We start from the raw sequence: 13,280 nt of genomic DNA on the forward strand, positions 1-13,280 counted from the left end.
TCCTGGAGAGGAGCGCGCGCGTTTGTCGCGATAGCGTCAGCCGCCTTTGCGCGGCTTTTTCTCCACGCGCAACGCCTTGGCCTTGGCCTCCACCACCAGGTACATCAGCAGCGCGATCAGCAGCGGCAGGATGAAGTAGATCGCCCGGTAGGCGATCAATCCGGCCAGCAGGCTGCCGCGGGACACCTCATGTTGCAGCAGGGCGATAAACACCGCCTCCAACACCCCGAGCCCCGCTGGAATATGGGTGATGACCCCGGCGATGCTGCTGATCAGCAGCACCCCGAGCACCACCGGGTAATCGAGCTTGCTGGGCAGCAGGGTAAAGATCACCGCTGCCATCAGCGACCAGTTGAGTGCGCCCAGGGCCAGTTGCAGCAAGGCCATGTGCAAGGAGGGCAAGTTGATCTCGACCCCGTGTATCGACCACTCGCGCCGTCGGGAAAACCGACAGGCCGCCAGGTAACCCACGCCCAGCACCAGCAGCAGGACGCCCACCCCCTGCAACGCGCCGTTGCTGAGTTGCCAGCCGGGCGGCAACTTCATCAGGCCACTGGCGAATACCGCGCCGGCCAGGGCCATGTAGCCGAACCAGTTGGTGGCCAGGCTCAGGCCGAGGATCTTGGCGATATTGCCGGTGCTCACCCCGAGCCTGGAATACAGCCGGTAGCGCATGGCGATCCCGCCGACCCAGGCGCTGAGGTTGAGGTTGAAGGCGTAGCTGATGACCCCCACCGGCAGGATCTGCCGCCAGCCGAGGTTCTGCCGGATGTAGGTGCGACCGATCAGGTCGAAGCAGGCATAGACCAGGAAGCTGGCCAGGGTCAGGCCCGCGGCGATGACCAGGGTGCGCACCTTGAAGTCGGCCAGGGTGCCGAGCACTTCGCTCCAGTCGATGCGCCGGGCCAGCAGGGTGAACAGCACGATCAACAGCAGGAAGAAGGCGATGGTCAGCGGTTTCTTCAGGCGTTGCCAGCGCGACCGGGAGTGCGACGCGGCGGGCGTCGAGCCATGGGCGTCAGTGCGGCTCATGGGGCGACTCCCGCGGGGTGGCGGCCTGGCCGAAGGGTTTCAATTGTGGCTTGTGGGCGGGCAGCCAGCCGGCCCAGGCCGGGAAGTGACGCAGGATGTGAAACACCAGGAAACCCACGGTCAGGCGCCACAAGCGGCCACGCCCGGAGCCCTTGGCCGGCATGGCCTGGCAGTGGTCGCGACTGAGCCGGTCGAGGCGCTCGAACAGGTCGCGATTGAATGCGCGGTCGCGGATCAGCACATTGGCCTCCAGGTTCAGCGACAGGCTCAGCGGGTCGAGATTGCTCGAGCCCACGGTGCTCCAGTCGTCGTCCACCAGCGCCACCTTGCCGTGCAGTGGCCGTTCGCAATATTCGTAGATGGTCACGCCGTCCTTGAGCAGGTAGTCATAGAGCATGCGTGCCGCCAGCCTGGCCACCAGCATGTCCGGCTCGCCCTGCAGGATCAGCCTCACCTCGACGCCACGGCGCGCGGCGTTGCGGATCTCGCGCAGCAGCCGATAGCCGGGGAAGAAGTAGGCATTGGCGATCACCACCCGCTGGCGGGCCCCGCGCAGCACCAGGCGGTAGACCTCTTCGATATCGCTGCGGTGCTGGCGGTTGTCGCGATAGACCAGGCGCACCTGGCCGTCATGGTCGGTCAGGGCCAGCTCCGCGCGGCGTTGCCGGCGGCGTTGCCACCAGTAGCGGGCGCGGGCCGGGCGGTCGCCTTGCAGCAGGGCGAAATGGTGGATATCCACCACCGCCGGCCCCTGGATCTCTACCGAGTAATCCTGCTTGGCCTGGGGGCCGAAATCGGCCAGGTGATCGGCGGAGAAATTAATCCCGCCGACAAAGGCAATGGCGCCGTCGACCACCACGATCTTGCGATGCAGGCGGCGGAACCAGTTGGTGCGCACCCCGAAAATCGGCTGTGCCGGGTCGAATATCTGCAAGCGCACCCCGGCGTTGCTCATGGCGGCAAGGAACTCGGTGCTCAATTCGCCGCAACCGAAGCCGTCCAGGCTGACGATGACCCGCACGCCACGCTGTGCGGCCTCGATCAGGATACGGTGCAGTTCGTGGCCGACCTTGTCCTCGAAGAGGATGAAGGTCTCCAGCAGGATCTCGTTCTGCGCCTGGCGCAGCACTTCGAACACCCGGGGAAAATACGCCTCGCCATTCTCCAGCAGCACCACCCGGTTGTTGCTGTGCCAACCGTATTCGAGGTCCATCCGTAGCGGCTCGTGGGCCAGCCCCGCGTCAGGCGGGTGGTCCACCGTGGTTTTTTCCAGGGGCATGTCGTTCATAACTCGACCTCGACCGACAGCGGTGCGTGATCGGAGAGATGGGACCAAGGATGGGTGTCCAGTACCTGGGGCCGGTGGATTTTCAGGTGACGCACGTAGATCCGGTCCAGCCGCAGCAGCGGCAGGCGCGCGGGGAAGCTGCGCGCCGGTTTGCCGTGCTGGCTGACAAAGGCCTCTTGCAAGCCACTGGGGGCGAGCTGTGCATCGGCGCGCAGCCGCCAGTCGTTGAAGTCTCCGGCGACGATCAAGGGCGCGTCGGCGGGGAGCTCGGCGATCAGTTGCAGCAGCAGATCCAGCTGTTGCTGGCGATGGCTTTCGCGCAACCCCAGGTGCACGCAAATGGCGTGCACTTCCAGGGCATCGCCGGGCAGGCGCAGCACGCAATGCAACAGGCCGCGGCTCTCGTGCCCGGACAGGGAGATGTCGAGGTTGTCGTAGCGAATGATCTGGAATTTCGAGAGCAGCGCATTGCCGTGGTCGCCGGCCGGGTACACCGCATTGCGTCCATAGGCGAACTGCGGCCAGATGCTGTCGGCGAGGAATTCGTATTGCGGCATGCTCGGCCAATTGTTGTAGCGCTGCGGGTGTTGGTCGTGGGCGCCGTGCACCTCCTGCAGGAACACCACGTCGGCGGCCACGCTGCGCACCGCCTCGCGCAGCTCGGGCAGGATGAAGCGCCGGTTCAGGGCGGTGAAACCCTTGTGGGTATTCACCGTCAGCACCGTGAAGCGGCGCGCGGCGGCGAGCCCGATCGCGGGCGGTATCGGGTTGTTGGCCGACTCGTCATGGCTCATGGCAGCACCCCGGGCGCGGCAGGCTCGCCGGGCGCTGTCGCCAGTGCCACGCCGTGCTGGCGCAGCAGATGGGTGAATTCGGGCACGGCAAAGCTTGCGTGGCGAATTTCCACGGCATGGCGCATGGCTTTTTTGCCGTAGGCCTTGGTGCTGGCGTGGCCGTTGAGGCGTGGTTCGTGCTGGCGGGCGAGGGTGGCGGCCTGTTCGGTATCGGCGGGCAGTTGCTGAAGAAAGGCGCCGAACAGCTCGGCGCCGAACAGCTCGGCGTCGAACTGAAAACTTGGCGGAAACTGCCACAGGATCGGCCCGAGCTTGTTCTTGAGCTCCAGCACGCCCGAGGCGAAGAAGTGGGCGATCGGCTTGTGCACATCCCGCAGCCGCAGGATATGGGTGATGTAGCGCGGCGCCTTGACGCTGAACACGAAGTCCTTGGGCGTATCGGCATACCAGTCGGCATAACGCTCGGGGGGCTGCAGCGCGTAGAACGAACCGTTGATTTCGATGCTGTTGACTGCGCGCGAAGCGAATTGCAGCTCGCGCTTGTGCGTCAGCCCCTCGGGGTAGAAATCTCCACGCCAGGGCTTGTAGCGCCAGCCGGAAATACCGATATGAATCGCCGCCATGTCCGCTCCCGTCTTGGGGCCTTCGAACCACCTCTGTCTTTTGATGACTGCCCGGCTGACGGGAAAGTTTCGACCTTCCTACGGACGGTGTTTTCGATCCTCTAGGAGCCGACCCTGTAGAAGCGCAGCTTGCGCGCGAAGAACGACAACGCGGTGGAGCAGGCATTGCGCGGCGTGGCGTTCGCGGGCAAGCCTCGCTCCTACAGGGGAGCCAATCGTTTAACTGATCGGCATTAGCCGGTCAGGGCTGTGGGCTCAGTGCCCGACCACCACCCGGCTCGACCCCTCGGCCGGCTCGGCGTATACCGGGCCGAGGCGATCCAGGCGGCCGCTCCAGGCGGTCAGGGCCAGGGCGGCCAGTACCACCAGGCCACCGATCCAGGCGGTGTGGATCAGCCCCAGGTGGGCGACGATCAGGCCGCCGCCCCAGGCGCCGCCGGCGATGCCGAGGTTGAAGGCGGCGATGTTCAGGCCCGAGGCCACGTCTACCGCTTGCGGGGTGTGGTGTTCGGCCTGGCGCACCACGTAGACCTGCAGGCCCGGTACGTTGCCGAAGGCCACGGCGCCCCACACCAGTACGGTGGCCAGCGCCAGCCACGGGTTGCCGGCGGTGAAGGTGAGCAGGAACAGCACGCCGGCCAGCAGGGCGAAGATGATCTTCAAGGCGCTGATCGGGCCGCGCTTGTCCGCCAGCTTGCCGCCCCAGATGTTGCCTACGGCGACCGAGAGGCCATAGACCAGCAGCACCAGGCTGACGGTGCTGGCGCTGAAGCCGGAAATGTCCTGGAGAATCGGCGCGAGGAAGGTGAAGGCGATGAACGAGCCGCCGTAGCCCACCGCGGTCATGGCGTATACCAGCAGCAGGCGCGGTTGTTTCAGCACTTGCAGTTGTTGCAGCAAGGACGCCGGTTTGCTGTGGGCGATGTTTTTCGGCACGTAGATCAGGCTGCCGATAAAGGCGATCACACCCAGGGCGGATACCGCGAGGAAGGTTTCGCGCCAGCCGAAATGCTGGCCGATAAAGGTCCCCAGCGGCACGCCGGTGACCAGGGCCACCGTCAGGCCGGTGAACATGATGGCAATCGCGCTGGCGGCTTTTTCCTTGGGCACCAGGCTGGTGGCGATGGTCGAGCCGATGGAGAAGAACACGCCATGGGCCAGGCCGGTGACGATTCGCGCCAGGACCAGGGATTCATAGCTGGGCGCTTGCCAGGCCAGCAGGTTGCCGAGGGTGAACAGCACCATCAGCGACAGCAGCAACAGCTTGCGCGGGACCTTGCCGGTCAGCGCGGTGAGCACCGGCGCGCCGACGGCGACACCCAGGGCGTACAGGCTGACCAGCAGCCCGGCGGACGGCAGGCTGACGCCAAGGTCGGCGCCGATGGTGGGTAACAGGCCAACGATGACGAACTCAGTCGTCCCGATGGCGAAGGCGCTGAGGGTCAGCGCGAGCAAGGCAATGGGCATGGCTGCAACTCCGGTGGATTTGACAATGGAGCGCAGTGTCCGGATTTGAATCGTGCGGAAAAATAGCGGTTCCGGTATTTGATATTTGACCTGAAGGCAAATATCGAGCTGAGCGCGATCACTGCGCTTCTGTAGGAGCGAAGCTTGCTCGCGATAAGGCCGACGCGATGCACCAGGCCGCCCACGGCCCGATATCAGTGGCGAATCAACCGGGTCCGCAGCTCAAGGCTGGCCTGCGGCTCAAGGTCCAGCCAGACATGCGGTTTGCCGGCGATCTCGGCGGCCGCGGGCAGGCCGTCGCGGTACACCAGCCGGTTGCCGGTCAGGGCCGGAACCTTCGGCCCGGGCAGCAAGGTGCCGGCGAGGTTCAGCGGGTCGACGCCACACACCGCGATCAGGCTGCCATCCAGCGGGCGGCGGCGCACTTCGCGCAACAGGGCGATGGCCTCGGGCAGGGCGAACTGCTCGCCGGCCAGGCCGCTGACAAAACGCCCGCCGCGAATTTCGCCGCGGGCCTCCAGCCGATGGAAGGTGCGCAACAGTTCGCGCCAGCTCGGCAGCCAGTCGGCCTCGCGTTCCAGCAGGCGCCAGAACACCACGCCATAACGCCGCAACAGGGTCATGGCGATGTGTTCCAGGGTGGCCGGTGGGGTTGCTTGCCCATGACCGCCGACGCCCTCCGGTACTGGCGACGGACGCCGTAGCAGGGCCCAGCGCCCCGCATCGTCCATGCCGCCGACCACGGCCCCGCGCCCGCGTCGGCCGCTGCGGGCCAGACGCTTGCTGGCCGGGGTGATCAAGGCGCGCAGGCCGGCAAAACTGTCGGCATTCACCAGCCCTGCGGCCACCAGTTCCTGCAGGGCGATCTCCAGCTCGGTGCGCAGGACATGGGCTTCATGTTGCAGTTCATCGAAGAACAAGGCGCCGTGCTGGCTCAGGGCCTCATGGACCTTCTGCGCCTTGGGCGACAGCGCGCTGCTGTCGGGCTGTGCGCCCAGCCCGCTCCACAGCGCGACCTGGCTGCGCGGCAGCAACACGATCGGCGTGTTGCGCAGGGTCGCGCCGGCGGCATTGTGCGGGGCGCTGAGCCGGCTCCAGACCACCTTGCCGTTGCGGCACAGCTCATCCAGCCAGGTGGCGGAGTAATCCTTGATCCGCGCCGGCAGCAGGTCGCTGTCCCAGGCGCCGGCCGCGGCGGCATAGCCTTCGAACTGGGCGACCGTCTGCGCCAGCATGGCACTGCCCTGGCCCTGGGTGGCGCTGGACAGGTGCTGCCAGTCGAACAGAAAACGCATCAGGTCCTGCAGCGACACCGGTTCGATTTCCCGACGCAGGCGTTTGACGGTGTAGCGATGAATCCGCGCCAGCAGATGCCGTTCGCACCATTCCTCCCGGGCCTCGCCGGGGCTGAAGCGGCCGCGCAGCACATAACCTTCGCCTTCCAACTGCGCCAGGACCTGGGTGACCTCGCTGGCGCTCAGGCCCAGGGGCATGGCGATGCTCTCCAGCGGCAACGGGCCGAAGCCACTGAGCCGGGCTCGAATCACTTCGACCACCGCTTCATCGCGCTGCCATCGCTCATCGAAGCCGGGCGGCGCCTCGAGGAGCGGTTGCAGCAGCGCCTGTGGATAAATCGCCCGCAGGCAGCCCAGGCGCTCGATGGCCAGCCACAGGGCTTGTCCGCCGCCGATCTGCAAGCGGCTGGCGCGCCCGCTGTCCGCCAGGGTTTGCAGCCAGTCGGTCCACCGCGGGTTGGCCTGGACTTCGTCCTCGCCGATACAGGCCAGGCTCATCAGCGCTTCATGCATTTCGTCCGGGTTGCCAGGGGCGGGCCAGGCTTCCTCGCGCACCGACTGGATGGCCTCGGCGTCCAGGGCGCCGAGGTCGTCGCTGGACTCGGGGTCGCTCCAGCGGCGGCTGAGCACGGCCTGGGTGCGGCGCTCTTCCAGCGGTGCGTCGTCGAGGAAGGTGTAGGGCCGGGCGCTGAGGATTTCCGCGGCCAGGGGCGAGGGCGCCGGCAGGTCGCGGCTGATCAGGCGCAGCTCGCCGCGCTCCATGCGCCGCAACAGCGTCAGCCAGCCCTCGCTGTCCATGGCTTCGTGCAGGCAGTCGTCGAGGGTCTGTTCCACCAGTGGGTGATCGGGAATCTGCCGTTCGCCGGCGAGGTTCTCCAGGCAGGCGATCTGGTCGGGAAACACGCTGGCGATCAGGTCTTCGCTTTTCATCCGCTGGATCTGCGGCGCTACCTTGCGCCCGCCGACAAAGCGCGGCAGCGCCAGGGCCACCCCGGCATTCCAGCGCCAGCGCACGCCGAACAGCGGCGCCTCCAGCACGGCCTGGACCAGGATGTGTTCGGCGCTGTTGCTGTGCAGGTAACGCCAGACGTCGTCGAGCTCGAAACTGTGGCCGGTGGACAGCGACAGCACGATGGCGTCTTCGCTGGCGGCGGCCTGCAATTCGAAGTTGAAGGTGCGGCAGAAGCGCTTGCGCAGCGCCAGGCCCCAGGCGCGGTTGATCCGGCTGCCGAACGGCGTGTGGATGATCAGTTGGGTGCCGCCGGACTCATCGAAAAAACGCTCCATGATCAGCGTGTCCTGGGACGGCAGCGCGCCCAGGCTCTGGCGTGCGCGGGCCAGGTAGTCGACCAGTTGTTCGGCGCTGGCGGCGTCCAGGCCCAGGCTGTCGCCCAGCCAGTCGAGGGCGGGCTGTAGTTGGCCGGGGGTGGCGCCGAGCAACACGTCGAGCCGGGCCAGCAGGCGCGCCACGGCAAACGACAGTTCGGCGCTGCGCCCGGGGGCCTCGCCAAGCCAGAACGGAATGGTCGGCGGCTGGCCGTGGGCGTCCTCGACCCGCACCCGGCCGGTTTCCACCCGCAGGATGCGGTACGAGGTATTGCCCAGCTGGAACACATCGCCGGCGATGCTTTCCACCGCGAAGTCTTCGTTGACGCTGCCGATATTCAGCGCCTGGGGCTCCAGCAGCACGGCGTAGTCGGCGTTGTCGGGGATGGTGCCGCCACTGGTCACTGCCGTCAGCTGGCTGCCCCGCCGACCGCGCAGGCTACGGTTGACGGCGTCGCGATGCAGGTAGGCGCTGCGCATGCCCTGACGCCCGTTGTAACCCTCGGCGAGCATGCGTAGCAGCGCCTGGAAATGCGCTTCGTCGAGCTCGCTATAAGGCGAGGCACGACGGATCATTTCCAGCAGCGGCTGCTCCTGCCATTCCTGGTTGCTGACTTCGGCGACGATCTGCTGCGCCAGCACATCCAGCGGCGCCCTGGGGATCAGCAGGGTGTCGAGTTCGCCGCGATGCACGCAGTCGAGCAGGGCGGCGCATTCGATCAGGTCGTCGCGGGTCAGGGCGAACAGGCGGCCCTTGGGCGTGCCGCCGACCTGGTGCCCGGAGCGCCCAACCCTTTGCAGAAAGGCCGAGATCGAACGCGGCGAGCCGATCTGGCACACCAGGTCGACATCGCCGATATCGATGCCCAGCTCCAGCGAGGCGGTGGCGATCAGTACTTGCAGGTCGCCGCGCTTGAGACGCTGTTCGGCGTCCAGGCGAAACTCCTTGGCCAGGCTGCCATGGTGGGCGGCCACCGCGTCCTTGCCCAGGCGTTCGCTGAGGTGGCGGCTCAGGCGTTCGGCCAGGCGCCGGGTGTTGACGAACACCAGGGTGGTACGGTGCTCCCGCGCCAGTTCGGCGATACGTTCGTAGACCCGTTCCCAGACGTCGTTGGCCATGACCGCCGACAGCGGCACGGGCGGCACTTCGATAGCCAGGTCCCGGGGGCGGGCGTGGCCGATGTCGACGATCTCGCAGGGGCGTTCATGGCCGACCAGGAAACGCGACACCGCTTCGATGGGCTTCTGCGTGGCCGACAGGCCGATGCGCGTCAGCGGCTCGGCGCATAGCGCTTGCAGGCGCTCCAGGCTCAACGCCAGATGGCTGCCGCGTTTGCTGGTGGCGATGGCGTGGATCTCGTCGACTATCACCGTGCGCGTGCTGGCGAGCATTTGCCGGCCGGAGGCCGAGCCCAGCAGCACATACAGCGATTCGGGGGTAGTCACCAGGATATGCGGCGCGCTCTTGCGCATGGCGCTGCGGTCTTTCTGCGGGGTGTCGCCGGTGCGCACCGCGGTGCTGATGCGCAATTGCGGCAGGCCCATGTGTTCGAGTTGCGCGGTGATCCCGGCCAGCGGGTCCTGCAGGTTGATCTGGATATCGTTGCTCAAAGCCTTGAGTGGCGAGACGTAGACCACCAGGGTCTGTTCCGGCAGCGTGCCGCCGTTTTCCAGGCCGCGATGAACCAGCTCGTCGATCACCGCGAGGAAGGCGGTCAGGGTCTTGCCCGAGCCGGTGGGCGCGGCGATCAGCGTCGAGCGGCGCTGGCGGATCAGCGGCCAGGCCAGGGCCTGGGCGGCGGTCGCCGCCGGGAAGCAGCTGTCGAACCAGGCGCTGACCGCGGGATGAAAACCCGGCAGGGCGTTGGCGGGGATCTGGGGAAGGTTCATGCACAACGTTATGCGACCGCCGGAGTGAAGTTGCAAGCCTGCCTTGTCGCCGCTGGCGGCAGCAGCCCTGAAGGGCTGTGTGCTTTGTTGCTCTACACTTTCTCAGTGACGGTTGCGCCGGAAACCCGCAAAATGCAACGATTCTGAGCAATATTCATGGCCAAACCCGCGGGTCTGGCCGATTCAAACCATCGTTCCGAACAGATTGGGCCTGCTGACTCTATGCGAATGCGCCTTATGTTACTGGGCGGCGGAAATGCCCTTGGGCAGGCGCTGATTCGCCTCGGTGCGGAGGAAGACATCGGTTTCCTCGCCCCCCGTCCGCCGCAAGACGGCTGGGATGCCGCGAGCCTGACGCAACTGCTCGACGACACCCGCCCGGATGCCTTGATCAACCTTGCGTACTACTTCGACTGGTTCCAGGCGGAGAGTGTCCCCGAGGCACGCCTGGCTGGCCAGGAACGGGCAGTCGAGCGGCTTTCCGAGCTGTGCCAGCATCACAACATCATTCTTCTGCAGCCTTCCAGCTACCGGGTGTTCGACGGTTCGCGGGCCACCGCCTACAGCGAAAAGGACGAACCGGTACCGCTGGGTCTGCGTGGCCAGGCCTTGTGGCGGATCGAGCAGAATGTGCGCGCCACCTGCCCGCAGCATGTGCTGCTGCGTTTCGGCTGGCTGCTGGACGATAGCGCCGAAGGCACCCTGGGGCGTTTCCTGGCCCGTGCCGAGCAACCCGAAGAGCTGCTGCTGGCCGACGACCGTCGGGGCAACCCGACGCCAGTGGACGATGCCGCCCGGGTGATCATCTCCGTGCTCAAGCAACTCGATTGCGCCGCGCCGCTGTGGGGCACTTACCACTACGCTGGCCATGAGGCGACCACGCCGCTGGCGCTGGGCCAGGCGATCCTCACCGAGGCCCGCAGCCTGCATCCGCTGGCCATCGAAGCGCCGACCGCCCAGGCCCACGCCGCCCGGCCGGACGCTGCCGAAGAACCGCAGCACGCGGTGCTGGCCTGCAAAAAAATTCTGCACACCTTCGGGATCAAGCCTCGCGCCTGGCGCGCGGCACTCCCGGCTCTACTGGATAGGTTTTATCGTCATGGCTGATGGCCCAATCTTGATCACCGGCGGTGCCGGCTTCATCGGTTCGCACCTGACCGACGCTTTGCTCGCCAAGGGCTACTCGGTGCGGATCCTCGACGATCTGTCCACGGGTAAACCCGGCAACCTGCCGCTGGATAACCCGCGGGTCGAGCTGATCGAAGGCGACGTCGCCGACGCGGCCCTGGTGGCGCGGGCCATGAGCGGCTGCCGGGCGGTGGCGCACCTGGCGGCGGTCGCTTCGGTGCAGGCTTCAGTGGATGACCCGGTGCGTACCCACCAGAGCAACTTCATCGGCACCCTCAACGTCTGCGAAGCCATGCGCCAGGCCGGCGTCAAGCGCGTGCTGTTTGCTTCCAGCGCGGCGGTTTATGGCAACAATGGCGAGGGCGAATCGATCGACGAAGACACGCCCAAGGCACCACTGACGCCCTATGCGTCGGACAAGCTGGCCAGCGAGTACTACTTCGATTTCTATCGCCGCCAGCACGGGCTGGAGCCGGCGATCTTCCGCTTCTTCAACATCTTCGGGCCGCGCCAGGATCCATCCTCGCCGTACTCCGGGGTCATCAGCATCTTTTGCGAGCGCGCGCAGAAAGGCCTGCCGATCACCGTATTTGGCGATGGCGAGCAAACCCGTGACTTCATGTATGTCGAAGACCTGGTGGACGTGCTGGTGCAGTCCCTGGAAACACCGCAACTGGAAGTCGGCGCGGTCAATGTCGGCCTGAACCAGGCCACTACCCTCAAGCAGTTGCTCGAGGTCCTGGGCGAGGTGTTGGGGCAGTTGCCATCGATCAGCTACGGCCCGGCGCGCTCCGGGGACATTCGCCATTCGCGGGCGAACAACCAGCGCCTGTTGCAGCGCTTCAAGCTCCCCGAACCGACGCCGATGAGCGTCGGGTTGGCACGTTTGCTGGGCCGCTGAGCTTTCCCCCAGCCATGAAAAAAGGCGCCCTTGCAGGCGCCTTTTTTTGTCTGGCCCGATTTAGAACTTGTAGCCCAGGCCGACCATGTAGACCCATGGATCGACGTCCACGTCGACCTTGGCCCGGGTGCCGCCGGCGACCGCGTTGTTGTTCACGTAGGCGGTGGTGTCGATGTCGACGTAGCGCACCTGGGCGTTGATCATCACGTTGTCGGTCAGCATGTAGTCGGCACCGACCTGCCAGGCCAGGCCCCAGGAGTTCTTCGCCCGGAAATTGTCGAAACCGGCGGCGCTGGCGCGGCTGCCGACGTGCTCGTCATAGATCCAGGTGTAGTTGATGCCGGCACCGACGTAAGGCTGGAAGGCGGCCTTGTGGTCCAGCGGGTAGTACACGACGCTCAGGGTCGGCGGCAGGTGCTTGAGAGTACCGAGCTTGCCGTTGGCGGCGTCCAGCGAGGTGCCCTTGAGCTTGACGTCATGCTCGAACGGGGTGGCCGCGAGCAGTTCGATACCGACGTTGTTGGTCAGCATGTAGGCGAAGTTCAGGCCCAGCTGGGTGTCGCTGCTCATGGTCGCCTTGCCGCCGAGGTTGGCACCGGCCAATGGACCGCGGTCGACCTTGACGTCACCGCTGTCGGCTTTCGGATTGACGGTGATGGCACCGGCGCGAACGATGATGTCGCCGGCTTCGTGGGCGTGGGCGATCGGGGCGGCGAGCGCGAGCGCGAACAGGGAGGCGCTGAGCAGGGACTTGTGCATGGGAGCTCCAAAGGACGATTCGAGTTGGCTAGGTCCAATGGTAAGGATCGTCAAGGAACAGGCTTTGACTCAGCTCAATGAAAACCGGATCAGCGTGGAGGCAGTGGAACTGCGGGTGTTGTGTACGCTGTGCAACTGATCGCGGGCAAACGTGCGGCTAAAGGGAACTGTGCTGTTTTGTGGGCGCAGGCTTGCTTGCGATGAGGTCATGAATGGCACTGCGAAAAACGCGGTTTCACTCCTGCAATTCGTACATGTAAATTTTCTCTGCCTCCATCTGGTAACCCGCGTCGGCGACGTCGCTGGTGGACGCCTTGACCTGCATCGGCCCCTCGATCCAGTACGGCTGATACAGCTCGTCGAGCTTCACGCCGACGGCGCTTTTCACATGCACGATCTGGTTCGACGGCGGTGGCGGCACGTGGATGCAGGCGCCGAAATACGGCACCAGCAGAAACTCCGTGGTGCGGCCTTCCTCGCTGACTTCCAGCGGCACGATGTAGCCGGGCAGGCGCACCGACAGGCCGTCCAGGCTCTGCACCACCGGAGCGTTGGGCATGTCCTGCTTGGCTGCCGGGGCGGACTCGGCGGCCAGGGCGTCGCTCATCTGCGACAGGTCGTGCAGCGGCTGCATGTTCGGCACCTCCGCCGGCGCGTCCAGCGGGATCATTTCCGACCAGGCCAGGTCACGGGGTTCGGCGGCCCATAGCGGCAGGGCGACCAGCATCAACAGCGCAAGCAGGGCACGGGGCATGCCGGAGCTCCTCATAACCAGAA

The 13,280-nt window shown here is 66.0% G+C and carries 9 protein-coding genes and 1 pseudogene; 2 read left to right on the forward strand and 8 right to left on the reverse strand.

Annotated features, from left to right (window positions below; translation table 11 throughout):
• Positions 1–36 precede the first annotated feature (36 nt).
• From AC07PQ_RS24185 to AC07PQ_RS24210, 6 genes and pseudogenes are all read right to left on the reverse strand, one after another.
• Positions 37–1,032, reverse strand: coding sequence for a lysylphosphatidylglycerol synthase domain-containing protein (locus AC07PQ_RS24185; protein WP_493186588.1), 996 nt, complete (start codon positions 1,030–1,032; stop codon positions 37–39).
• Positions 1,019–2,320, reverse strand: coding sequence for a cardiolipin synthase ClsB (gene clsB / locus AC07PQ_RS24190; protein ID WP_101339246.1), 1,302 nt, complete (start codon positions 2,318–2,320; stop codon positions 1,019–1,021). Before clsB ends, AC07PQ_RS24185 begins: the two co-directional genes overlap by 14 nt.
• Positions 2,317–3,114, reverse strand: a complete 798-nt coding sequence (locus AC07PQ_RS24195; RefSeq protein ID WP_493186587.1) for an endonuclease/exonuclease/phosphatase family protein — start codon at positions 3,112–3,114, stop codon at positions 2,317–2,319. Before AC07PQ_RS24195 ends, clsB begins: the two co-directional genes overlap by 4 nt.
• A 32-nt stretch (positions 3,115–3,146) precedes the next feature.
• Positions 3,147–3,737 (reverse strand): annotated as a pseudogene (locus AC07PQ_RS24200) (DUF72 domain-containing protein); the annotation flags it as partial.
• 255 nt (positions 3,738–3,992) lie between these two features.
• Complete coding sequence (locus AC07PQ_RS24205; RefSeq protein ID WP_087092698.1) at positions 3,993–5,204, reverse strand: MFS transporter; 1,212 nt, start codon at positions 5,202–5,204, stop codon at positions 3,993–3,995.
• 194 nt (positions 5,205–5,398) lie between these two features.
• Positions 5,399–9,715, reverse strand: coding sequence for a DEAD/DEAH box helicase (locus tag AC07PQ_RS24210; protein ID WP_493186586.1), 4,317 nt, complete (start codon positions 9,713–9,715; stop codon positions 5,399–5,401).
• Between the two features lie 222 nt (positions 9,716–9,937).
• Between AC07PQ_RS24210 and AC07PQ_RS24215 the strand changes: the two genes are divergently transcribed.
• A complete protein-coding gene (locus AC07PQ_RS24215; protein WP_037034303.1) occupies positions 9,938–10,822 on the forward strand; it encodes a sugar nucleotide-binding protein in 885 nt (294 codons plus the stop codon).
• Positions 10,815–11,744 carry an NAD-dependent epimerase/dehydratase family protein gene (locus AC07PQ_RS24220; protein ID WP_493186585.1) on the forward strand — a complete coding sequence of 310 codons (930 nt, stop codon included), beginning with the start codon at positions 10,815–10,817 and terminating at the stop codon, positions 11,742–11,744. Before AC07PQ_RS24215 ends, AC07PQ_RS24220 begins: the two co-directional genes overlap by 8 nt.
• A gap of 60 nt (positions 11,745–11,804) precedes the next feature.
• On the opposite strand, the gene AC07PQ_RS24225 is transcribed toward AC07PQ_RS24220, so the two are convergent.
• Positions 11,805–12,503, reverse strand: coding sequence for an OmpW/AlkL family protein (locus AC07PQ_RS24225; RefSeq protein WP_007924143.1), 699 nt, complete (start codon positions 12,501–12,503; stop codon positions 11,805–11,807).
• 235 nt (positions 12,504–12,738) lie between these two features.
• Positions 12,739–13,257: a DUF3299 domain-containing protein gene (locus tag AC07PQ_RS24230; protein WP_493186584.1), complete on the reverse strand. Its 519-nt coding sequence runs from the start codon at positions 13,255–13,257 to the stop codon at positions 12,739–12,741.
• Between the last annotated feature and the right edge of the window lie 23 nt (positions 13,258–13,280).

This window comes from Pseudomonas sp. GW821-FHT09E12 (genome assembly GCF_059416085.1).